Genomic DNA, 22,410 nt, shown 5'->3' with positions numbered 1-22,410 from the left:
ATCGATCGTTCGGGTCGGGCATCCTTGGGCCCGGAGACGATCCGTGACCGCGCGGATCCACGGTGTATGGGGGTGTGCAGGTGGGGCGACTGTCACGTCGGGCGTTCGCGCTGGCCGCGCTGTCGACGCTCACATCGGCCTCGGGAGCGAACGCCTCCCCGGCCCAGGGTGCCGCGGCCCCGGGTGCGCCGGGGCGCCGGGCGGGCGAGATGCGGGGCGTGTGGCTGGCGACCGTGCAGAACCGGGACTGGCCGTCGCGGCCGGGGATGACGGCGGCCGAGCAGCGCACCGAACTCCTCGCCCATCTGGACACGGCGGTGCGCAACCGCCTCAACACCGTGATCCTCCAGGTGCGTCCGACCGCGGACGCGCTCTGGCCCTCGCCGTACGAGCCGTGGTCGCAGTTCCTGACCGGCACCCAGGGCGTGGCCCCGGGCTGGGACCCGCTCGGCACGGCCGTGGCGGAGGCGCACGCCCGGGGGCTGGAACTGCACGCCTGGTTCAACCCGTACCGTGTCGCCAACCACACGGACCCGGCCCGGCTGGTCGCCTCCCACCCCGCCCGCAGGCATCCCGACTGGGTGGTGCCGTACGGCGGGAAGCTCTACTACAACCCCGGGCTGCCCGAGGTCCGCGCCTTCGTGCAGGACGCGATGCTCGACGCGGTGCGCAAGTACCCGGTGGACGCCGTGCACTTCGACGACTACTTCTACCCGTACCCGGTGGCGGGCCAGACCTTCGACGACGACGCCGCCTTCGACCGGTACGGCGGCGGCTTCACCGACCGGGCCGCCTGGCGGCGGGACAACATCGACCGGCTGGTCCTGGAGATGGCGGCCCGCGTCAAGCGGATCCGGCCCGCCACCCGCTTCGGTATCAGCCCGTTCGGCGTGTGGCGCAACGCCGGCACCGACCCGCTCGGCTCGGACACCCGGGCGGGTGTGCAGACGTACGACGATCTGCATGCCGACACCCGCAAGTGGGTCCGTGAGGGGTGGATCGACTACCTCGTCCCGCAGCTGTACTGGAACATCGGCTTCGCCGCCGCCGACTACGCCAAGCTCCTGCCCTGGTGGGCCGAGGCGGCGCGGGGGAGCAGGACGAAGCTGTACCTGGGCGAGGCCCTGTACAAAGCCGGCGATCCGGCGCAGCCGGCCGCCTGGCAGGACCCGGCCGAACTGTCCCGGCACCTCACACTGGCCCGCGGGCACGCCGAGGTGCGCGGGCATGTGTTCTTCGCGGCCAAGGACGTGGCCGCGGACCGGATCGGGGCGATGGCACGGGTGGTCGCCGACCACTACCAGCGGCCGGCGAAACCCCCGCGCTGATCAGCCGCTCGTTTCCCGGTGCCGGATCTCGGTGTCGGGGCCCGGTGAGCAGACGCCCTCGTGCCCGTCCTCGAAACGGACGCGGTACGGGGGGTTGCCCTCCCGGCCCATGACTTCGACGATCTCGCCGACCTTGTCCTGCTGTCCGACCACCCTGCCGTGCTGGACAAGCTGGTCGCCCACGGTTGCACGCATCGGATGGGGCCTCCTCACGATGTGCGGGAGCAGCGGTCCGTGGCCTTGAGTCTACGGCGCGGGGGCCCGGTTGGAACCGCTGGTGCACGCCGCTTCAGCTCCGCGCCCGCTGGGTGACGGCGATGCACACGAGCACCGCCGCGGCCGTCAGCGGAGCGGCCACCGTCAGGTGCTCGCCCAGCAGCAGCACCGACCACACCAGTGTGAGCAGCGGCTGGGCCAACTGCAACTGGCTGGCCCGCGGGATCCCGATGGCCGCCATGCCCCGGTACCAGACGACCAGGCCGAGGAACTGCGAGCCCGCCGCCACCCACAGCAGTCCGGCCACGCTGTGCCCGGTCAGGTGGACGGGTTCGTACGACAGCGCGAGCGCGGCGGCCGGCACGGTCAGCGGCAGACACAGCACCAGCGCCCAGCCGATGACCTGCCAGCCGGGCATCACCCGGGCCAGCCGGCCGCCCTCGGTGTAGCCGGCCGCGCACACCAGCAGCGCGGCGAACAGATACAGGTCGGAGGTGGTCAGGGCGCCGCCGCTCTGCTGCACGGTGAAGGCGGCCACCGCGGCCGCGCCCGCCCCGGCGGCGGCCCAGAAGGTGCGGGAGGGGCGGGTGCCGATCCGCAGGGCGGAGAACAGCGCGGTGGTCAGCGGGAGCAGTCCCACCACGACGGCGGCGTGCGCGGTGGTCGAGGACTGGAGCGCGAGCGTGGTCAGCAGCGGGAAGCCGACGACGACCCCGGCGGCCACGACCGCGAGCCCGGCCCGGTGGCGCCGGGCGGGAACCGGGATCCGCAGGGCCAGCAGACAGACCCCGGCGATCACCGCAGCGAGGACGCTCCGCACGGCGACCAGCGACCAGGGTCCGAAGCCCTCCAGGCCCCACGCCGTCGCGGGGAAGGTGAGGGAGAAGGCGACGACCCCCAGGGCGGCGAGGAGGGTGCCCGTAGGGCCGGTCGTCCTGGTCGGCGAGCTGTCGACCGCTATCGTGGTGGGGATAGTAGCGCTACTCTGTGCTCTCATGTATGAGCGTAGCAGCGTGGGTGAACTGGCGGAACGCCTACGAGGCGAGCTCGACCGCTACTCTCCGGGAGGAAAGCTGCCGTCGAGTCGGGCCCTCGTGGAGCGGTACCGGGTGAGCCCGGTGACCGTCTCGCGGGCCCTGGCGCAGCTGGCCGCCGAGGGACTCGTCGTCACCCGTCCCGGCGCCGGGGCGTTCCGCGCACAGCCCCGGACGGCACCCGCACCGGCCGGGGACACCTCCTGGCAGGAGGTCGCGCTGAGCGCGGGCGGTGCCGCCGAGCTCGTACCGCGCTCGGTGGACGCCGGCGGCGTCCTGGCCTCGCTCACCACACCGCCGCCCGAGGTGATCGAGTTCAACGGCGGCTATCTGCACCCCTCGCTCCAGCCCGAGCGGGCGCTGGCGGCCGCGCTGTCCCGGGCCGCACGCCGTCCCGGTGCCTGGGGGCGGCCGCCCATGGAGGGGCTGCCGGAGCTGCGCGAGTGGTTCGCGCGGGGCATCGGCGGGGCCGTCACGGCCGCCGAGGTGCTGATCGCCGCGGGCGGTCAGTCGGCGCTGACGATCGCCCTGCGCGCGCTGGCGCCGCCCGGGGCGCCCGTCCTCGTCGAGTCGCCCACCTATCCCGGCCTGCTCGCGATCGCCCGCGCGGCGGGCCTCAGGCCCGTGCCGGTCCCGGTCGACCCGGACGGGGTCCGGCCGGCGCTCCTCTCCGAGGCGTTCCGGGCCACCGGCGCGCGGGTGTTCGTGTGCCAGCCGCTGTTCCAGAACCCGACCGGCGCGGTGCTGGCCCCGGCACGCCGCGGTGAGGTGCTGCGCATCGCGCGCGAGGCGGGCGCGTTCGTCGTCGAGGACGACTTCGTACGACGGCTCGTGCACGAGGACGCGTGCGAACTGCCGCGTCCGCTGGCCGCCGAGGACGCCGACGGGGTCGTCGTCCATGTCTGCTCGCTGACCAAGGCGACCTCGCCCAGCTTCCGGGTGTGCGCGCTGGTCGCCCGGGGCCCGGTGCTGGAGCGGCTGCGCGCCATCCAGGTCGTCGACACCTTCTTCGTGCCCCGGCCCCTTCAGGAGGCCGCGCTCGAACTCGTCGGCTCGCCCGCCTGGCCGCGCCACCTGCGCGCGATCTCCGCCGGCCTGAGGACCCGCCGGGACACCATGGCGGCGGCCCTGCGCCTGGACCTCCCCGAACTCGCCCTGCCGCACATCCCGTCGGGCGGCTACCACCTCTGGCTCCGCCTGCCCGACGGCACCGACGAGGCCGCCCTCACGGCCGCGGCCCTGCGCGCGGGCGTCGCGATCACCCCCGGCCGCCCGTACTTCGGCGCCGAACCCCCGGCCGGCCACGCCCGGTTGAGCTTCGCGGCGGTGGCGGGTCCCCAGGAGATCCACGAGGGGGTACGGCGACTGCGCACGGCGTGCGGCGAGGTGCTCCGGTGAGCCCGTCGGGCCGTTCGGTCGGTGAGCTGTCGCGCACCCTGGGTAACTCATGAGTAACGTCTATTGACCTGCGGTCTTTCGCGACTCACCATCGCCGCATGCAACTACGGGTCACGTTCGTCGCCGCCGCGCGCAGCACACCGCTGCTCGCGGAGCGGTTCGAGGACGACCGCCCGCTGGACCAGGCCGGCTGGGACGAGGTGCAGCGTGTCGTCCAGGACCTGATCCCGCTCGCGGCGGCCGAACTGCGCTACTGCTCGCCCACCCCGCGCAGCCGGGCCACCGGCGACGCCCTCGGCTACACGCCGCTGGTGCAACTCGCCCTGCGGGACTGCGACATGGGCCGCTGGCGCGGACTGACCCTCGGTGAGGCGATGGCCCGGGAGCCGGAGGCCGTGGACGCCTGGCTCGCCGATCCGCACGCCACGCCGCACGGCGGGGAGTCGCTGCACGAGTTCATCGCCCGGGTCGGCGGCTGGCTCGACACCCGGCCCGTGGAGGACGGCGGCCGGATCGTCGCCGTGGCCGAGCCCTCGGTGGTGCGCGCCGCCCTGGTCTACGCCCTCAAGGCCCCGCCCTCGACGTACTGGAACATCGATGTGCGCCCCCTGTCGACGACCGTCGTCACCGGCCGGGCGGGCCGCTGGAACCTCCGCTTCGACGGGGCCCCGACTCAGCCCTCACGGGCGTAGTCGGTGGTCAGGACGAGGTCCTTGGCCGGTCCGCGCACCCGCCACACGGTCCGCCAGTGGTCCGTGTCCCGGACGGTGAACTCGCCCCGGTAGAGGTCGGCCGAGCACGGATGGTCGGCGAGGTGGCGGCCGGAGGCCAGGTCCAGATCGTGGAAGGGCCGCCCGTCGGCGAAGCACACGTCCACCGCGCCGGGACTCCGGCCCGGCAGGAGGCACAGCGTCCGTTCGGCGGGACGGGGGACGCCCTGCCAGACGAAGGTGCCGGACTCCCGCTGGAGCAGCCCGCCGCCCTCCAACGGGCCGAAAACCGTCGTACCGGAGAACTCGCCCGCGTCACCGCTCGCCAGATCCCGCACGGACCGCACCGTCCGCCAGTTCCCGGCCAGATACGCCAGTGCGTCCGGTACTGGCAAGAACCCACCCATCCGCCCCTCGCTTCCGACACTTTCGGTACCGCGCGACCCGTTGACGATCTCGGACCCCCTCCCTATCTTGCCGTTCGAAGTGCTGATCATCGTCTGATATTTCGAACATCGAGCCGCGGAGTATCCATGTCACGCACCCGCTGGAGACTAGGTCTCTCGGCCACCGCCTTCCTGGTGGCCGCAGGCCTGGTCCCCGCACCCGCCCATGCCGAGGACGTCACCGACTACGCGATCACGGTCGACCCGGCCGCCAAGGGCGCGAAGATCGACGACACGATGTACGGCGTCTTCTTCGAGGACATCAACCGGGCCGCCGACGGCGGTCTGTACGCCGAACTCGTGCAGAACCGGTCCTTCGAGTACTCCACCGCCGACAACACCTCCTACACCCCGCTCACCTCATGGGCGGTGGACGGCACGGCCCAGGTGGTGGACGACGCCGGGCGGCTCAACGAGCGCAACCGCAACTACCTCTCCCTGGGCGCCGGTTCGTCCGTCACGAACGCCGGATACAACACCGGAATCCCTCTGGAGCAGGGCAAGAAGTACGACTTCTCCCTCTGGGCCCGCGCGGCACGCGGCACCGCCCTCGCCGTCACCCTCCAGGACGCCGACGGCCCGCTGGCCGCCGCCCGCAAGGTGACCGTGCGCAAGGACGGCTGGGCCAAGTACACCGCCACCTTCACCGCCACGCGCACCAGCAGCGACGGCCGTCTGACCGTCGCCTCCGCCGCCGCGGCGGCCCTGGACATGGTGTCCCTGTTCCCGCGCGACACCTACAAGCACCAGCCCAACGGCCTGCGCAAGGACCTCGCCGAGAAGGTCGAGGCGCTCCACCCGGGCTTCCTGCGCTTCCCCGGCGGCTGCCTGGTCAACACCGGCTCCATGGAGGACTACAGCGAGGCCTCGAACTGGCAGCGCAAGCGGTCCTACCAGTGGAAGGACACCATCGGCCCGGTCGAGGAGCGCGCCACCAACTCCAACTTCTGGGGCTACAACCAGAGTTACGGCCTCGGCTACTACGAGTACTTCCGCTTCGCCGAGGACATCGGCGCGATGCCCCTGCCCGTCGTCCCGGCCCTGGTGACCGGCTGCGGACAGAACAAGGCCACCGACGACGAGGCGCTGCTCAAGCGGCACATCCAGGACGCCCTCGACCTCATCGAGTTCGCCAACGGACCCGTGACGTCGACCTGGGGCAAGAAGCGGGCGCAGATGGGCCACCCCAAGCCCTTCCACCTCACCCACCTCGGGGTCGGCAACGAGGAGAACCTGCCGGTCGAGTTCATGGCCCGGTTCAAGCAGTTCCGCGCCGCCATCGAGGCCAGGTACCCCGACATCACCGTCGTCTCCAACTCCGGCCCGGACGACACCGGCCAGACCTTCGACACCGCCTGGCAGCTCAACCGCGAGGCCAAGGTCGACATGGTCGACGAGCACTACTACAACAGCCCGCAGTGGTTCCTCCAGAACAACGACCGCTACGACTCCTACGACCGCAGCGGCCCGAAGGTCTTCCTCGGCGAGTACGCCTCCCAGGGCAACGCCTTCAAGAACGGCCTCTCCGAAGCCGCGTTCATGACCGGCCTGGAGCGCAACGCGGACATCGTCAAACTCGCCTCCTACGCCCCGCTGTTCGCCAACGAGGACTACGTGCAGTGGCGCCCGGACCTGGTGTGGTTCAACAACCACGCCTCCTGGAACTCCGCCAACTACGAGGTCCAGAAGCTGTTCATGAACAACGTCGGCGACCGGGTGGTGCCCTCGACGGCCACCGGCACGCCCTCGCTGCTCGCCCCCATCACCGGAGCGGTCGGCCTCTCCACGTGGGCGACCAGCGCCGCCTACGACGACGTGTTGGTCACCGACGCGGACGGCAGGACGCTGCTCACCGACGACTTCTCCGGTGACGCCTCGAAGTGGACCCACTCGGGCGCGGGCAGCTGGAGCGTCCAGGACGGGCAGTACGTCCAGACCGACACCGCCGCCGAGAACACCATGGTCTCGGCCGGTGACCCGGCCTGGCACGACTACGACCTGCACGTGAAGGCCACCAAGAAGTCCGGCAAGGAGGGCTTCCTCGTCGCCTTCGGCGTCAAGGACACCGGCAACTACTACTGGTGGAACCTGGGCGGCTGGAACAACACCCAGTCCGCCGTCGAACAGGCCACGGACGGCGGCAAGTCGACACTCGTCTCCAAGGCCGGGTCCATCGAGACGGGCCGCGCCTACGACATCGACGTCAAGGTACGGGGCCGGCAGGTCACCCTCTACCTCGACGGCAAGGAGTGGGGCAGCTTCAAGGACGACAAGCCGGCCGAGCCGTTCCGTCAGGTCGTCACTGTGGACAAGAAGACCGGTGACCTGATCGTCAAGGTCGTCAACGCCCAGTCCTCGGCTGCCCGTACGGCGATCGACCTCGGTCGCGCGAAGGTCGCGTCCAGGGCGAAGGTCACCACGCTGGCCGCCGCCCCGGACGCGGTGAACACCGAGACCACCACCGCGGTGGCCCCGGTGACGTCCACCTACGAAGGGGTCGCCGCCAAGTTCACGTACACCTTCCCGGCGAACTCGATCACCTTCCTGCGGATCAGGCAGAGGTAGCCGGATCCTCGTTCGCGGGCTGCTGTCCGAGCGGCAGCAGCCCGCGCTCGGCGAAGACCTTCTTCGCCACGGCCGTGGCGTTGAGGGCCCTGGGGAAGCCGCAGTAACCGGCCGAGTGCAGCAGCGCCTCGACGATCTGCTCGGGGGTCAGGCCCACGTTCAGGGCCGTGTGGACGTGCACCTCCAGCTGGAGCTCGCAGCCGCCGAGCGCGGTGAGCATGCCCAGGGTGACCAGCTGGCGGTCCCGGGGCGCGAGCTGCGGCCGGGAGTAGATCTCGCCGAACCCCCAGGCGATGATCTGGTGGCCCATCTCCGGGCTGATGTCGGCGAGCGAGTCGACGACCAGTTGCCCGACCTCCTCGTTGACGCTGTTCAGCATCTCCAGGCCCTGTGCGAAACGCTCCTCGCGGGTGGTGCTCTCGCTCATGTCCGCTCCTTGGTCGTCGGCAGCGTGTTCGGGGATCACCGTCCGCAGTATTCCCGGGAAGCGGGACCCCCGTCCGCCGTCCTACGACTCCCGTTCCACGGGCAGCCACAGCTCCGCGTCGGCGTGGGTGCCGTCGGGGGAGAGCCGGGTGCGCAGGATCTCCGGACCGGGGCGGCTGCGGTAGGGGTTGGAGGGGAACCACTGGGTGAAGACGTCCCGCCACAGTTCCTGGATGGCCTGCGGGGCCGGGCCGGAGGTGGTGAAGACGGCCCAGGCGCCGGCCGGGACGGCCAGTTCCGCCAGTTCGGTCGGGTCGGTGGGGTCGCTCGTGTCCGCGGCGGCGGCCGTGGAGGTGATCACCCCGTGGTAGTAGTCCAGTTCGGTGCCCTCCGCGCGGCCGGGGTCGAGGTCGTCGCAGACCGCGACGATGCCCTGCGGCTCCAGGTCGGACAGCTTCTCCAGACGTTCCAGGGTCCGCGCGGGGATGCCACGGACGAGGTCGATGATGGCCTGGTTCGGCCCGGAGTGGACCAGGGGGATCCGGGCCCTGAGCCCGACGACGGTGAAGGCCGGCCGGTCGGTGACGCGGTATCGCATGCTGCTGCTTCCTTCGACGGTGAGGCGGAAGGTCAGCCGGGGCTGGGAGACGAGCGCGGCGCCGGTGCGGCGGGCCTCGCCCGGACCGACGCCGTGCAGGGCGCGGAACGCCCGGGCGAACGCCTCGCCCGAGCCGTAGCCGTACCGCACCGCGATCTCCAGCAGCGAGTCACCCGCACCGAGCACCTCGGCGCCCGCCACGGTCAGCCGGCGGCGCCGGATGTACTCCGACAACGGCATCCCCGCGAGCGCGGAGAACATCCGGCGCAGGTGGTACTCCGAGGTGACGGCGATACGCGCCAGGTCGGTCACGTCGATCGGCGCGTCGAGACGCCCCTCGATGTGCTCCATGACCTGGTTGAGCCGCTCCAGCACTCCCGGCCTCCTTCCTCTTGACGATCACCACGCTAGGCAGCGCGCACCCCGCCCGACCCGACATCCTGTGCCCGATCGAGTCGGGTGCGCACGGCTGCGATGAACCGAACGACGGTGCCCGGCGTCCCGTTCTCCGAGAGCGGCCACCGAAGGAGAACCATGCCCTTTCCCGACCTGCCCCGGCCCGCGCCCGGCGACGTGCTCCTGGTCTGTACGTGCTACGAGGACGGCGAGGCCCGGTGGGGCGGACTGCTCGACGAGGTTGGAGCCCGCCGGGAGGGCGACACGCTCGTCCTCGACGACGGGGGAGTGCGACTCCGCCCGGTCGAGGGCCCCGGCTGGGACTACCTGCACGGCGGGAACGTACCGGCGCTGATCCCGGACGCCGACGCCGACACCGATGCCGTGGCACCGGTCGCCGTCCTGGCGGACATCTCCGTGGCGTACGGCGGGGACGGGCCCCTGCTGGTGGACCTGGCCGTGACACCGGGACGTGGCGTCCGGGTGCCCTCGGCCCGGCTCGGCGAGGTCCTGGCCGCGCTGCTGGACGGCACCCTCGCCTTCGACGACCTGGTGCACGGCATGGACCGGCGCGGGATGTACCAGGGGGACCACGGCCGGCCCGCCTTCCGCGCCCCGATCCCGCCGCCGCGCCGGTCCTTCCCGGCGCTGCCCTCCAGCGGCGCCGCCCTGCTGGTCCGCACCGCCTTCGCCGACGAGGAGGGCTGGCGGGCCCTGCTCGACGCGCTGGGCGGTCCCGACGAGGACGGCTGGGTCGGAGCGGACCCGGACCCCGACGAGATCGACGTGGAGCACTACCCCCTGGCGGCACTGGTCGTGGACGACCGGTCCTTCGAGGGCCTGCTGCCGGGCCAGGTCCCCGCGCTGGTCCCGCCCGAGGAGCACACCACCCTGGTCGCGCTCGCCGACGCCCGGACCTTCGCCGACCCCGGCCGTCCGCTGACCGTCGTCGACCTGTACGACGCCCCGGGACACGCCGCGGTCCTCCCGTGCCGCCAGGTCGGCTCGCTGGCGGCCAACCTGGAGATCGGCAACATGGACTTCCACGAGTTCGTCGCCGAGGACGGCGTACGGCCGTGGTGGGAGAAGTGACCGGACGATCAGTGGCCGGCGACCACGCCGGACAGCTCGTTCGTGGTCTTCGGCAGGGTCACGGACGTCACCTTCTCGCCGGATTCGATGTCGATCGCGTGCAGCTTGCGCTGTCCCGGCTCGGAGACGTACGCGATGTTGTCGCGGACGAACAGGGTGGGCCGGGGCTGCTGCCAGTCCAGCGGCTCCTGCCACTTGTCCACGACGGGGATCTTCTTGTCCACCTTGCCCGTCTCCGGGTCGATGACGTGGAGGGCGCCGTTGGTGCCCAGGAGGAGTGCCTCGCCGTCGGGGCCGCGGCCCAGTGAGCGGAAGGAGTAGCTGGTGCCCAGGTCGACGAGGCGCAGCTTCCCGGTCTCGGTGTCGATGAGGGAGATGCGGGTCGGCCGCTCCAGTTCGGCCTCCGGGTCGGTCTTGTAGTCGCCCAGGAGGACGGGCGAGGCGTCGCTGCCGCTCTGGTTGCCGATGCGGCCGTAGTCGTCGGGGGCGTCGACCTTGGTGAACGTGCCGTCCTTGTAGATCAGGATGCCGTCCTCGCAGCCGATACCGATGGCCTCGCCCTTGGCCGCGGCCTCGCCGTGGACGCCGGGGCACTTCTCGTTGCGCTTGATCTCCTTGTTGTCCTTGTCCAGGACCAGGGCGCCGGTGCGCTTCTCCTCGGTGCCGAGGGTGCTGAGGAGTTCGCCGTTGCTCAGTTCGATGGCGACGCCGTGGTGCGGCTCGGCGGAGGTGTAGGTGCGGCCCTGCGGCTTCTTGCCGCCTTCGAGGTCGTCGGGGTCGAACACGTTGACCTCGCCGGTGCCGTCGGTGAACAGCACCGTCTTGTCGGCGTGCCGCACGACGTGGCCCGGCTTGGCGCCCTTGTACTCGACGCCGGTGAAGCTCTGCTCGGCGGCGTTCAGGACGCGGAAACCGGCGTCGGTGGAGACGATGACGTGGTCGTCGTCCCCAGCGGGGTTGAGGCGGTTGAAGCCGGGCAGCTCGATCGTGGCGGCCACCTTCAGGCTCTCGCCGTCCAGGACGTACAGGCCGCCGTCGAAGGTGGCGACCAGCGGGTCCTTGACCGCTACGGCCTTGGCCTGCGGCGTGCTCTCGGCCTTCGTGTCGGAGGAGGAGGTGGACTCCCCTCCGCAGGCGGTCAGGACCGCGGAGACCGCCAGGGCGAGCGCCGTGCCCGTGATGGCCCGGGTGCGTATCGGCTTGTTCACCGGTGTGTTCCTTTCTGTGCCGCGCGGGCGCGGCGGTGGGTGGGGGTGTGCTCGGTCGGCCGGTCGGCCGGTGTCCACGTCGGATGCGCCGGTTCAGGCGCCGGTCAGGCCGTCCGTCATGGCGGTGGTGTTGGCGCGCATCATCTGGAGATAGGTGCCGGCGCCCTTGCCCTTCTCGGTCAGCGATTCGGAGTAGAGCTCGACGACGCGCACGTGTCCGCCCAGCTCCGTACGCAGCACCTCGGCCAGCCGCTTGGGCTGGGAGGAGTCCGCGAACACGGTGTGTACGCCTGCCTTCCGCATCGCCTGGGTGAGTGAGCGCAGGTCGGAGGAGCTGGGCGAGGCCAGCGTCGTACCGCTCGGGATGACCGCGCCCACCACCCGGAAGCCGAAGCGTTCGGCGAGGTAGCCGAAGACGTGGTGGTTGGTCACCAGCGCGCGCCGCTGTTCGGGTACGCGGCCGAAGGACTTCTCCATCCAGGTGGTGAGGCCGGCGAGTTGGCCGTCGTAGCGGTCGGCGTTGGCGCGGACGGCCTTCTCGTCGATGCCGTCCACGTGCTCGACCACCTGGTCGGCGATCAGGCCGGCGGCCTTGCGTACGCGGTCGGGGTCGGTCCAGAAGTGCGGGTCGGGCTGCCCGGCCTCGTCCTCGGGGCCGCCCTCGTCGTGGGCCTGGAAGGTGAGCGGGTCCGCCGCCTTTCCGGCCTCGAAGGTGGCCACCCCCGCCTCGCGGGCGGCCTCCACGTGCCGCAGCACGTTCTCCTCCAGCCCCAGCCCGTTGAAGATCACCAGGTCGGCCCGCTCCAGCTCGGCGGCCTGTACGGCCGACAGACCGAAGGAATGCGGGTCGGCGTTCGGCTTCATCAGCACCGTCACCTCGGCCCCGTCGCCGACGATCTCCTGGGTGATGTCGCCGAGGATGTTGGTCGTCACGACCACCCGGGGCCGGTCGTCGGTGCTCGTACAGGCGGTGCCGGCACCGGCCAGGGCGAGGATGACCAGGACCGGCAGGAAGATGCGCGGCGGCCGCGGTCGTCGCGTCCGTCCCGTCTGTCGTGTCATCGGCCTGTCTCCACCATCAGGGCCGGCTCGATGTCCAGGTCGAAGGTGCGCGCGATGCGCAGGTTGTCGTTGTAGTCGATCTCGTACACGCGTTTGCCTTGGGGGTCGTTGACGTACGCGCGGCTGCGGTCGACCTCGATGACCGGTCCCGCGCTCTGATCGGTGGCGGCTTCGGGCGCGCCCGTCACCAGCGGCTTTGTCGCCGCCAGCTGCTTGCCGGTGGAGATGTCGTAGCCGTGCAGTGAGCCGTCGGACTGGAGCACGATCAAGGGAGAGCCCTCGCCCGCCGTGTTGGCCGCGACAACAGGGCCGGTCTTGACCCGTGTCCACGTGCGCTCGGTGACGTCCAGGACCCACACGGCCCGCTCCCCGGCCGGAGCCGTGAGCGTGTCGCTGCCGGGCCGGTGCCGGAAGGCCGTGGCCCGTTCCTTCTCGGGTACGTCCTCGCCGTACGGGATCCGCTGGGCCGTGAACGCGCCGTCCGTCTCACGGACGAGCAGGGCGCCGTCGGCGCAGCCCAGGACGACTCCGCGGCGGGTGACGGCATCGCCCCGCGGGTCCTCGCACACCGCGTCCGGCGACGCGACGCGCTTGCCCTCGCGGTCGTACACCGTGAGCCGCGCGGCGTCCTGCCCGGTGGCGGTGAGGCCGAGCAGGTGCTCGGCGTACGGCACGACGACGCCGGCCTGTGTGCCGGGAAGCGTGCGGGGCGCGCCGGCCCTGCCCTTCTCCAGGTCGGCCCGGCGGTGGATCCGGGCGCGGCCGTCCTCGTCGGTCACCGTGGTCACGGCGGCGTCGCTGCGGACGCGGGTGCCGGGCCCTCCGGGCAGCCGGCCCACGTCGCGTACGGCCGCGCGGTAGTAGTGGACGTGGTCGCCGTGATCCACCATCCAGGCGCCGCCGTCGACGACGTGCAGGCCGCCCGAGGTGTGGAAGTAGCCGAACCGGCCGTCCGTGGTGAGTCCGGTGGTGCCCGTCCTGCGGGACACCTCCTGCGTCTTTCCGCTGATCAGATCGAGTACCCGGGTGTCCCCGGTCCCGGGGTCGTTGAGCAGCAGCCGCGACTGCTGCTCCGCCTTCTCCTGGGCCCCCTCGACGTACCCGTGCGGAGGGGAGGCCGAGGCGCTGGACTTCGGAGCGGACGGGTCGTCGTTCTGGTCGGCGCAGCCGGTGGTGAACACGGAGAGGGCCACGAGCGCGGCAGCCCCCCGGGGAATGAGGTTGCTTCGGAGGAGCAAGGGGATCGCCTCAGGTTCATTTCAGTCGGTTGCCGCAGCGTGCACGCCGACGAAGCGCGCACGGCGGTGGTCGCGGAGACCGGATGCCAGGTGGGAGAGGAAGAACAGGGCCACCGCGAGGGCCGAGACGGTCGCGCCGGCCGCGGTGCTCAGATGCCAGGACAGCAGCAGCCCGCCGAAGGTGGCGGTGATGCCGAGCAGCGCGGCGAGGGCCATGACGCCCCGCACACTGCGCGCCCAGGGCAACGCGGCCGCGGGCGGAGCGATGAGCAGGCCCAGCACCAACAGCGTGCCCACGATGTGGAAGGACGCGACGATGGCCAGCGCCAGCAGGCCGAGCAGCACGGCGTGGGCGAGGCGGGGACGCAGGCCGAGCGTGCGGGCCTTGCGCGGGTCGAAGGCCAGGGCGAGGAAAGCCCGGTGGCCGAGGACCGAGACGACCAGGGCCAGCAGCAGCGCCGCACCCAGCAGCACCAGGTCCTGCTCACGGACGGCGAGGACGTCACCGAAGAGGAACCCGGTCAGGTCGACCGCGAAGGACTGCGAGCGCGACACGATGATGACGCCGAGGGAGAGCATCCCCACGAAGAGCAGGCCGATACCGGTGTCCTGGGACAGCTTCGGGGTGCGGCCGAGGGCGGTGACACCGGCGGTCATGACGACCGCGCTCAGCAGCGCGCCGACCAACAGGTTGCCACCGAGCAGCGCGGCGAGCGCGACCCCGGGCAGCAACCCGTGGGACATCGCGTCACCCAGGAAGGCCATCCCTCTGAGCACCACCCAGGTACCGGCCAGTGCGCAGATCGCCGACACCAACATCCCGCCCCACAGGGCCCGTTGCACGAAAGTCACCTCGAAGGGGACCGTCAACCACTCCATGCGATGGACATTACAATGAAAATCATGTTCAAGAAATCCTCTTCTCTCGCCCAAGCCGAGGACGAAGCGATCCGCGTCCGCTTCACCGGACTCTGTGCCGGCTATCCGGGCCGTCCCGTCCTCCATCAACTGGACGGGGACATACCGGCGTTGGCCACCACCGCGCTCGTCGGCCCGAACGGAAGCGGGAAGTCCACCCTGCTCGGAGTCCTGGCCGGAGTGATCCAACCCACAGCGGGTGAGCTCCACCGCCACGGCGACCGGCCGCCGGCGTTCGTCCCGCAGCGCGGCGCCGTCGGGGACGCGCTGCCGCTGACGGTCAGGCAGACGGTGGAGATGGGGCGCTGGGGCGAACGCGGACCGTGGCGCAGGCTGACCCGGCAGGACCGCGTGACCGTGGACCGGGCCATGGACAGGCTCGGCATCGGTGACCTGGCCACCCGCCAGCTCGGAGAGCTGTCCGGCGGGCAGCGGCAGCGCGCCCTGATCGCCCAAGGGCTCGCCCAGGAATCGGACCTGCTCCTCCTGGACGAGCCGACCACGGGACTCGACCCCGAGGCGAGGGGCTGGATCGCCGCGCTGCTGACCGAGCTGGTCGTCGACGGAGTGACCGTCGTCCACGCCACCCACGACCTCGAAGCCGCCCGCTCCGCGGACGCCTGCCTCCTCCTCCGCGACGGCCGCCTGGCAGGACAGGGGCACCCCGAGCACCTTCTCACCGCGTCGACGCTGGCCCATGTCTGGCAGCCGGCGTGAGGTGACCGCGCCGGTGTGACTGAGCGCGTCAGCCGGCCGAGCCCGATTCGTGCCCGAGGGTGCCGTAGCCGCGGCCCCTCGTTGACGTACCGCCGGAGCAGTGTCCTGCCGGCAGTCGCACGCCTGCCCCGCGACCCTGCTGCTGTCCGCCACGGCCGGGCTTCCCGCCAGGGCAGTCATGGATTGCATAAACGTGCATCGAAACGTATAGTCATGCCATCCAAGAGGAGGATTCCATGGCGGTACGTGCGGCAGTGGCCGGAGCGAGTGGATACGCGGGTGGCGAGGTCCTGCGGCTGCTCCTGGCGCACCCCGAGGTCGAGATCGGTGCCCTGACCGGCAACTCCAACGCCGGACAGCGGCTGGGCGGGCTTCAGCCGCACCTGCTGCCGCTGGCCGACCGCGTGCTCCAGGAGACCACCGCCGACATTCTCGCCGGACACGACGTGGTCTTCCTCGCGCTGCCGCACGGCCAGTCCGCGGCCGTGGCGGAGCAGCTCGGCCCGGACGTCCTCGTCGTGGACATGGGCGCCGACTTCCGGCTGAAGGACGCGGCCGACTGGGAGAGCTTCTACGGCTCCCCGCACGCCGGCACCTGGCCCTACGGCCTTCCCGAACTGCCGGGTGGCCGCGCTGCGCTGGAGGGGTCCAGGCGCATCGCGGTGCCCGGCTGCTACCCGACCGCCGTCTCCCTCGCCCTCTTCCCGGCCTACGCCGCCTCACTCGCCGAGAACGAGGCCGTGATCGTCGCCGCCTCCGGCACCTCCGGCGCGGGCAAGGCGGCCAAGCCGCACCTGCTGGGCAGCGAGGTCATGGGCTCCATGTCGCCGTACGGCGTCGGCGGCGGTCACCGGCACACGCCCGAGATGATCCAGAACCTCAGCGCCGCGGCGGGGGAGCGGGTCTCCGTCTCCTTCACGCCCACCCTCGCGCCGATGCCCCGCGGCATCCTCGCCACCTGCACCGCCAAAGCGAAGCCCGGCGTCACCGCCGAGACCGTCCGCGCCGCCTACGACAAGGCCTTCGCCGACGAGCCCTTCGTCCACCTCCTGCCCGAGGGGCAGTGGCCCGCCACGGCGTCCGTCTACGGTTCCAACGCCGTTCAGGTGCAGGTCGCCCTCGACGAGGCCGCCGGCCGCATCATCGCGATCAGCGCCATCGACAACCTGACCAAGGGCACCGCGGGCGGTGCCGTCCAGAGCATGAACCTCGCCCTCGGGCTCCCCGAGGACACGGGACTTTCCACGATCGGAGTCGCACCGTGAGCGTCACGGCAGCCAAGGGATTCACGGCGGCGGGCATCGCCGCCGGGATCAAGGAGAACGGCAACCCGGACCTGGCCCTCGTGGTCAACACCGGGCCCCGCCGCGCCGCCGCCGGCGTCTTCACCTCCAACCGTGTGAAGGCCGCGCCGGTGCTGTGGTCCGAGCAGGTCCTCAAGGGCGGCCGGCTGTCCGCGGTGATCCTCAACTCCGGTGGCGCCAACGCCTGTACGGGCCCCAAGGGCTTCCAGGACACGCACGCCACCGCCGAGAAGGTCGCCGAGGTGCTCGGCACGGGCGCCGGCGAGGTGGCCGTCGCCTCCACCGGACTCATCGGTCTGCTGCTCCCGATGGACAAGCTGCTCCCCGGCGTCGGGACGGCCGCCGCCCAGCTCTCCGAGCACGGCGGCGAGAAGGCCGCCATCGCCATCAAGACCACCGACACCGTCCACAAGACGTCCGTGGTGACGACGAACGGCTGGACCGTCGGCGGCATGGCCAAGGGCGCGGGCATGCTCGCCCCCGGCCTCGCCACCATGCTCGTCGTCCTCACCACCGACGCCGACGTCGAAAGCGACGTCCTGGACAAGGCACTTCGGGCCGCCACGCGGACGACCTTCGACCGCGTCGACTCCGACGGCTGCATGTCCACCAACGACACCGTGCTGCTCCTCGCCTCCGGCGCCAGCGGCGTCACCCCGGAGCACGGGGAGTTCGCCGAGGCCGTACGGCAGGTCTGCGACGACCTCGGACAGCAGCTCATCCGGGATGCCGAGGGCGCCAGCAAGGACATCAAGGTCGAGGTGGTCAACGCGGCGAGCGAGGACGACGCCGTCGAGGTGGGCCGCTCCATCGCCCGCAACAACCTCCTCAAGTGCGCGATCCACGGCGAGGACCCCAACTGGGGCCGCGTGCTCTCCGCGATCGGCACCACGAAGGCCGCGTTCGAGCCCGACCGGCTCAACGTCGCCATCAACGGCGTGTGGGTCTGCAAGAACGGCGGCGTCGGCGAGGACCGCGACAAGGTCGACATGCGCTACCGCGAGGTGCACATCGTCGCCGACCTCGCCGCCGGGTCCGAGACCGCCACGATCTGGACCAACGACCTCACCGCCGACTACGTCCACGAGAACAGCGCGTACTCCTCATGAGCACTACTCGCAAGCACACCGCGCTGCCCAAGGCGCAGATCCTCATCGAGGCGCTGCCCTGGCTGGTCCGGCACAACGGCAAGACGGTCGTCATCAAGTTCGGCGGCAACGCCATGATCGACGAGGACCTGAAGGCCGCGTTCGCGCAGGACGTCGTGTTCCTGCACCAGGCCGGCCTCAAGCCCGTCGTCGTGCACGGCGGCGGCCCGCAGATCAGCGCCGCCCTCGACAAGCACGGCATCGTCAGCGAGTTCAAGGCCGGCCTGCGCGTCACCACCGAGGACGCCATGGACGTCGTACGGATGGTGCTCGCCGGACAGGTGCAGCGCGAGCTGGTCGGACTGCTCAACCAGCACGGGCCGCTGGCCGTCGGGCTGACCGGCGAGGACGCGCACACCATCACCGCCACCAGGCACCAGCCCGAGATCGACGGAGAGTTGGTCGACATCGGGCGGGTGGGCGAGATCACCGCGATCGACACGGGCGCGATCGAGGCACTGCTCGCCGACGGCCGCATCCCGGTCGTCTCGTCGATCGCCCGGAGCCAGGACGACCACCATGTCTACAACGTCAATGCTGATACGGCGGCTGCGGCACTCGCTGCTGCGCTGGGCGCCGAAACCCTCATGGTCCTCACGGACGTCGAGGGCCTCTACGAGGACTGGCCGAACAGCGACGAGGTGATCAGCCGCCTCACGGCTTCCCAACTGGAGAAGCTGCTGCCGGAGTTGAGCTCCGGCATGGTGCCGAAGATGGAGGGCTGTCTGCACGCCGTGCGGGGCGGCGTCACCACCGCCCGGGTCATCGACGGCCGGGTCCAGCACTCCATCCTGCTGGAGATCTTCACCGACGAGGGCATCGGCACGATGGTCGTGCCGGACGGACAGGGGGATTCATGAGCAACCAGGAACTGACCGAGCGGTGGCAGGGCTCGCTCATGAACAACTACGGCACCCCGCGGCTGCCGCTCGTGCGCGGGGAGGGCCTCAAGGTCTGGGACGCCGAGGGGAAGCAGTACCTCGATTTCGTCGGCGGCATCGCCACCAACGCGCTCGGCCACGCCCATCCCGCGATCGTCGAGGCCGTCGGCCGACAGATCGCCTCCCTCGGCCACATCTCCAACTTCTTCATGGCCGAGCCCACCGTCACCCTCGCCGAACGGCTGCTCCAGCTCTTCGGCCGGGACGGCAAGGTCTTCTTCTGCAACTCCGGTGCCGAGGCCAACGAGGCCGCCTTCAAGATCGGCCGGCTGACCGGACGCACCCACATGGTGGCCACCGAGGGCGGCTTCCACGGCCGCACCATGGGCGCCCTCGCGCTCACCGGCCAGCCCGCCAAGCAGGAGCCCTTCCTGCCGCTGCCGGGTGACGTCACCCATGTGCCGTACGGCGACGCGCAGGCGCTGGCCGCCGCGGTCACCGAGGAGACCGCGCTCGTCGTCATCGAGCCGATCCAGGGCGAGAACGGCGTCGTGGTCCCGCCCGCCGGCTACCTCAAGGCGGCCCGGGCCATCACGGCCGCGACCGGCTCGCTGCTCGTCCTGGACGAGGTGCAGACCGGCGTCGGACGGACCGGGCACTGGTTCGAGTACCAGGCCCACGAGGGTGTCCTGCCCGACGTGGTCACCCTCGCCAAGCAGCTCGGCGGCGGTCTGCCGCTCGGCGCGACGGTCGCCTTCGGCCGGGCGGCCGAGCTGCTCCAGCCGGGTCAGCACGGGACGACCTTCGGCGGCAACCCGGTCGCGTGCGCGGCGGGGCTGGCCGTGCTGGACACCATCGCCAACGAGGGGTTGCTGGAGAACGTCAAGCAGCAGAGCGAGAAGTTGCGCGACGGAATCGAGTCCCTCGGCCACCCACTGATCTCCCATGTCCGGGGTGCGGGACTTCTCCTGGGTATCGTGCTCACCGAGCCGCTCGCGCCGAAGGCGCAGCTGGTGGCTCAGGAGGCCGGTTTCCTGGTCAACGCGCCCGCTCCCGATGTCGTACGGCTCATGCCGTCGCTGACCATCGGCGACGACGAAGCGGACGCGCTTGTTCAGGCGTTGCCCGGCATCCTGGACGCTGCCAGGGGAGACGGATGATCCGGAGAATGAGACGACGATGAGCCAGGCGCAGGATCACGAGCAGACCGCGGGGCCTGCCGTGCCGCAGACCCGCACCGCACGCCACCGCCGCATCGTGGACATCCTCAACCGGCAACCGGTGCGTTCGCAGAGCCAGTTGGCGAAGCTGTTGTCCGACGACGGGCTGACCGTCACTCAGGCGACGCTCTCCCGGGACCTGGACGAGCTGAACGCGGTGAAGATCCGCAACACCGACGGTGACCTGATCTACGCGGTGCCCAGCGAGGGGGGTTTCCGGACTCCCCGGGCGCCGCTCGGGGGGTCGGCGAAGGAGGACCGGATGCGGCGGCTGTCCGCGGAGTTGCTGATCTCCGCGGAGGCGTCCGCGAACCTGGTTGTTCTCCGGACGCCTCCGGGAGCGGCTCAGTTCCTGGCGTCGGCCATTGACCAGGCTGAGCTGCACGACATCCTGGGGACGATCGCCGGGGACGACACGTTGCTGTTGATCAGCCGGGATCCCGTCGGGGGGCAGGCGTTGGCCGATCATTTGCTGCGGTTGGCACAGAACGGGCATTGAGGGTTGTTCGTCGGGTGCGGGTGAGTGGGGGCTGGTCGCGCCCACGCGGCGGAGCCGCACATTGACACAGCCCCGCGCCCCCAAAAAAAGGTTGGTGCACTCACCCCAGTCGAGCGGCCAGGCCGCCCGTACACCGCACCTCGTCGCCGGCCGTGATCAATAGGGCTTCCACGTCCGGCAAGGACTCCAGCCACGCCAAGCCCTCCCTCGACCCCATCGCGAAGGCCGCCGTCGCCCAGCAGTCCGCCCAGGTGACGCTGGGAGCCACCACGGTCACCGCCACCAGGTCGGTGACCGCCGAGTGGCCGGTGCGCGGGTCGACGATGTGGGCGCCGCGTTCGGCGGTTCCGGAGGTGGCGACCGCGAGTTCGGGAACGCCCGCCGCCGAGATGACCGCCGCCAGTCCGCCCGGCCTCAGCGGGTCCGACACGCCGACGCGCCACGGGCGTTCCGGGCCGGGGACACCCAACAGCTGGACGTCCCCGCCGCCGTTCACGCTGACGCCGGTCGCGCCGGCCTCGGCCATCCGGCGGGCCGCGCGTTCGACGGCCCAGCCCTTGACGATGCCGGTGGGGTCGAGGCGGCCCTCGTAGCGCATGCTGAACCAGCCGTCGCTGGCGCGTTCCGCCTCGGCCCCCAGGTCGAGCACCTGGGCGACCAGCGGATCGCACTCCTCGACGGTCAGTTCACCGCGGGCCAGCCGGGAGATCTGGCTGCCGTCCCGGTAGGTGCTGAAGACCTCGTCGACCCGGTGCAGTCCGGCGACCGCGTCCTTGAGCGCCGCCTGCACGGCTACGGGATTCCCGCCGCGGACGTCGAAGGAGAAGACCGTCCCCATGACCTCCTCCGCATGACGTACCGCGGCGGGAGCTTGTGCCGACTCGGCCACCGTGTCAGCCACCGGCCTGGTCCAGGGCCGACTGGAGGGACTCCTTGTAGCCGGCGCTGGTGTAGGTGGCTCCGGAGACCGCGTCGATGTCGGCGGTGCCTGCGGCGACGGCGGCCTGGTTGAGCTTGGGTACGGCGTTGGCGGTGATCTGGTCGCTCTGGCCGCCCTTCGGCGTCTGGACCGCCTCGGCCTTGGTGATCTTGCCGCCCGCGACGGTGACGCGGACCTGGACCGGCCCGTACTGGGTCTGGGCGACCGAACCGGTGACGGTCTTGGCGGCCTGGGAGGCGCCCGGGTCCTGGGCGGCTCCCGACCCCGAGCCTCCGGTGGCCCCCGCCTTGTCGATGGCCGACTGGAGGGACTCCTTGTAGCCGGCGCTGGTGTAGGTGGCTCCGGAGACCGCGTCGATGTTCGCGGTGCCGGCCGCGACGGCGGCCTGGTTGAGCTTGGGTACGGCGTTGGCCGTGATCTGGTCGCTCTGCCCGCCCTTGGGCGCCTGGACGGTCTCGGCCTTGGTGATCTTGCCGCCCGCGACCGTGACGCGCACCTGGACGGCGCCGTACTGCGTGTTCGCCACATCGCCGGTGACCGTCTTGGCCTGCGCCGATCCTCCGCCGCCCGACCCGCCGGACCCGGTGTCCGCCGTGGCGTTCGCCTTGTCGATGGCCGACTGGAGCGACTGCTTGTAGCCGGTGCTGGTGTAGGTGGCCCCGGAGACGGCGTCGATGTTCGCGCCCTGCGCGGCCACCACCGCCTGGTTGAGTTTGGGGACGGCGTTGGCGGTGATCTGGTCGCTCTGGCCGCCCTTGGGTGCCTGGACGGTCTCGGCCTTGGTGATCTTGCCGCCGGCGACGGTCAGCCGGACCTGGACGGCGCCGTACTGGGTCTGGGCCGCGTCCCCGGTGACCATGCCGGTGCCGGCGGCCTGCGCGCCCCCCTGGGCCGAAGCGGCGGGCGGGACCGCGCCGTTGCCCGCTGCCGACGCGGAGCCCGGGTCGGACGAGGGCTTCAACGACAGCAGCAGCACGACACCGGACACGGTGGCCGCGGACGCGAGCACGACACGTCGGACGGGGTGACTCTTCCTCATCGCTTCAACAGCTCCTGAATCCCGTCG

Annotated in this window: 22 protein-coding genes; 11 read left to right on the top strand and 11 right to left on the bottom strand. The window is 71.4% G+C overall.

What is annotated here, in order from left to right:
- Positions 1-80: 80 nt before the first annotated feature.
- Positions 81-1,328 (top strand): glycoside hydrolase family 10-like protein, encoded by a 1,248-nt coding sequence (locus SLINC_RS09485; RefSeq protein ID WP_079165097.1) that lies wholly within the window; start codon positions 81-83, stop codon positions 1,326-1,328.
- Here the strand turns inward: SLINC_RS09485 and SLINC_RS09480 are convergent, their stop codons facing one another.
- A complete protein-coding gene (locus tag SLINC_RS09480) occupies positions 1,329-1,523 on the bottom strand; it encodes a DUF1918 domain-containing protein (protein ID WP_067429270.1) in 195 nt (64 codons plus the stop codon).
- Positions 1,524-1,617: 94 nt separating this feature from the next.
- On the bottom strand, positions 1,618-2,541 hold the full coding sequence (locus SLINC_RS09475) for a DMT family transporter (protein ID WP_079164467.1): 924 nt from the start codon (positions 2,539-2,541) through the stop codon (positions 1,618-1,620).
- Between SLINC_RS09475 and SLINC_RS09470 the strand changes: the two genes are divergently transcribed.
- Both SLINC_RS09470 and SLINC_RS09465 read left to right on the top strand, forming a co-directional pair.
- Complete coding sequence (locus SLINC_RS09470; RefSeq protein ID WP_067429264.1) at positions 2,540-3,976, top strand: aminotransferase-like domain-containing protein; 1,437 nt, start codon at positions 2,540-2,542, stop codon at positions 3,974-3,976. The genes SLINC_RS09475 and SLINC_RS09470 overlap by 2 nt on opposite strands.
- Positions 3,977-4,074: 98 nt before the next feature.
- Positions 4,075-4,668 carry a histidine phosphatase family protein gene (locus SLINC_RS09465; protein ID WP_067429260.1) on the top strand — a complete coding sequence of 198 codons (594 nt, stop codon included), beginning with the start codon at positions 4,075-4,077 and terminating at the stop codon, positions 4,666-4,668.
- On the opposite strand, the gene SLINC_RS09460 is transcribed toward SLINC_RS09465, so the two are convergent.
- Complete coding sequence (locus tag SLINC_RS09460; RefSeq protein WP_067429257.1) at positions 4,650-5,093, bottom strand: DUF6314 family protein; 444 nt, start codon at positions 5,091-5,093, stop codon at positions 4,650-4,652. The genes SLINC_RS09465 and SLINC_RS09460 overlap by 19 nt on opposite strands.
- Before the next feature lie 126 nt (positions 5,094-5,219).
- On the opposite strand from SLINC_RS09460, the gene SLINC_RS09455 reads away from it, so the two are divergent.
- The gene (locus SLINC_RS09455; RefSeq protein ID WP_067429254.1) at positions 5,220-7,697 is read left to right on the top strand and encodes an alpha-L-arabinofuranosidase C-terminal domain-containing protein; all 2,478 of its coding nucleotides are present in this window, start codon (positions 5,220-5,222) and stop codon (positions 7,695-7,697) included.
- Here the strand turns inward: SLINC_RS09455 and SLINC_RS09450 are convergent.
- Together SLINC_RS09450 and SLINC_RS09445 are read right to left on the bottom strand one after the other, a co-directional pair.
- Positions 7,684-8,124 (bottom strand): carboxymuconolactone decarboxylase family protein, encoded by a 441-nt coding sequence (locus SLINC_RS09450; protein WP_067429251.1) that lies wholly within the window; start codon positions 8,122-8,124, stop codon positions 7,684-7,686. The genes SLINC_RS09455 and SLINC_RS09450 overlap by 14 nt on opposite strands.
- An 81-nt stretch (positions 8,125-8,205) precedes the next feature.
- Positions 8,206-9,096 carry an AraC family transcriptional regulator gene (locus SLINC_RS09445; protein ID WP_067429248.1) on the bottom strand — a complete coding sequence of 297 codons (891 nt, stop codon included), beginning with the start codon at positions 9,094-9,096 and terminating at the stop codon, positions 8,206-8,208.
- 159 nt (positions 9,097-9,255) lie between these two features.
- Between SLINC_RS09445 and SLINC_RS09440 the strand changes: the two genes are divergently transcribed.
- Positions 9,256-10,209: a DUF6924 domain-containing protein gene (locus SLINC_RS09440; RefSeq protein ID WP_067429246.1), complete on the top strand. Its 954-nt coding sequence runs from the start codon at positions 9,256-9,258 to the stop codon at positions 10,207-10,209.
- An 8-nt stretch (positions 10,210-10,217) separates the two neighbouring features.
- Here SLINC_RS09440 and aztD read toward each other — a convergent pair whose 3' ends face one another.
- The 4 genes from aztD to aztB form a co-directional block, all read right to left on the bottom strand.
- Positions 10,218-11,417, bottom strand: a complete 1,200-nt coding sequence (gene aztD / locus SLINC_RS09435; RefSeq protein WP_067429243.1) for a zinc metallochaperone AztD — start codon at positions 11,415-11,417, stop codon at positions 10,218-10,220.
- 93 nt (positions 11,418-11,510) lie between these two features.
- A complete protein-coding gene (gene aztC / locus SLINC_RS09430) occupies positions 11,511-12,479 on the bottom strand; it encodes a zinc ABC transporter substrate-binding protein AztC (protein ID WP_067429240.1) in 969 nt (322 codons plus the stop codon).
- Positions 12,476-13,672, bottom strand: coding sequence for a hypothetical protein (locus SLINC_RS09425; protein WP_107406807.1), 1,197 nt, complete (start codon positions 13,670-13,672; stop codon positions 12,476-12,478). Before SLINC_RS09425 ends, aztC begins: the two co-directional genes overlap by 4 nt.
- 66 nt (positions 13,673-13,738) lie before the next feature.
- Entirely contained in the window at positions 13,739-14,596 is an 858-nt protein-coding gene (aztB, locus tag SLINC_RS09420) for a zinc ABC transporter permease AztB (protein ID WP_067429229.1), read from the bottom strand.
- A gap of 15 nt (positions 14,597-14,611) precedes the next feature.
- Here aztB and aztA point away from each other — a divergent pair, with 15 nt between their 5' ends.
- The 6 genes from aztA to SLINC_RS09390 all read left to right on the top strand — a co-directional run bounded on the left by aztA (position 14,612) and on the right by SLINC_RS09390 (position 20,404).
- Complete coding sequence (gene aztA, locus SLINC_RS09415) at positions 14,612-15,352, top strand: zinc ABC transporter ATP-binding protein AztA (protein ID WP_067429226.1); 741 nt, start codon at positions 14,612-14,614, stop codon at positions 15,350-15,352.
- A gap of 236 nt (positions 15,353-15,588) precedes the next feature.
- Positions 15,589-16,617 carry an N-acetyl-gamma-glutamyl-phosphate reductase gene (gene argC, locus SLINC_RS09410; protein ID WP_067429223.1) on the top strand — a complete coding sequence of 343 codons (1,029 nt, stop codon included), beginning with the start codon at positions 15,589-15,591 and terminating at the stop codon, positions 16,615-16,617.
- Positions 16,614-17,765 carry a bifunctional glutamate N-acetyltransferase/amino-acid acetyltransferase ArgJ gene (argJ, locus tag SLINC_RS09405; protein WP_067429215.1) on the top strand — a complete coding sequence of 384 codons (1,152 nt, stop codon included), beginning with the start codon at positions 16,614-16,616 and terminating at the stop codon, positions 17,763-17,765. The genes argC and argJ overlap by 4 nt, the downstream gene beginning before the upstream one ends.
- Positions 17,762-18,664, top strand: a complete 903-nt coding sequence (gene argB / locus SLINC_RS09400) for an acetylglutamate kinase (protein ID WP_067429213.1) — start codon at positions 17,762-17,764, stop codon at positions 18,662-18,664. The genes argJ and argB overlap by 4 nt, the downstream gene beginning before the upstream one ends.
- Positions 18,661-19,845 (top strand): acetylornithine transaminase, encoded by a 1,185-nt coding sequence (locus tag SLINC_RS09395; RefSeq protein WP_067429210.1) that lies wholly within the window; start codon positions 18,661-18,663, stop codon positions 19,843-19,845. The genes argB and SLINC_RS09395 overlap by 4 nt, the downstream gene beginning before the upstream one ends.
- Positions 19,846-19,864: 19 nt before the next feature.
- On the top strand, positions 19,865-20,404 hold the full coding sequence (locus SLINC_RS09390) for an arginine repressor (RefSeq protein ID WP_067429208.1): 540 nt from the start codon (positions 19,865-19,867) through the stop codon (positions 20,402-20,404).
- A gap of 100 nt (positions 20,405-20,504) precedes the next feature.
- Here the strand turns inward: SLINC_RS09390 and SLINC_RS09385 are convergent, their stop codons facing one another.
- Both SLINC_RS09385 and SLINC_RS09380 read right to left on the bottom strand, forming a co-directional pair.
- A complete protein-coding gene (locus SLINC_RS09385) occupies positions 20,505-21,305 on the bottom strand; it encodes an FAD:protein FMN transferase (protein ID WP_225988428.1) in 801 nt (266 codons plus the stop codon).
- A complete protein-coding gene (locus tag SLINC_RS09380) occupies positions 21,298-22,383 on the bottom strand; it encodes an FMN-binding protein (RefSeq protein WP_067429201.1) in 1,086 nt (361 codons plus the stop codon). Before SLINC_RS09380 ends, SLINC_RS09385 begins: the two co-directional genes overlap by 8 nt.
- Between the last annotated feature and the right edge of the window lie 27 nt (positions 22,384-22,410).

Origin of the sequence: Streptomyces lincolnensis (assembly GCF_001685355.1) — a bacterium.
Classification (GTDB): Bacteria; Actinomycetota; Actinomycetes; order Streptomycetales; family Streptomycetaceae; genus Streptomyces; species Streptomyces lincolnensis.
Note: the sequence above shows the minus strand (reverse complement) of the source record. Positions and strands in the feature narration are given on the sequence as shown.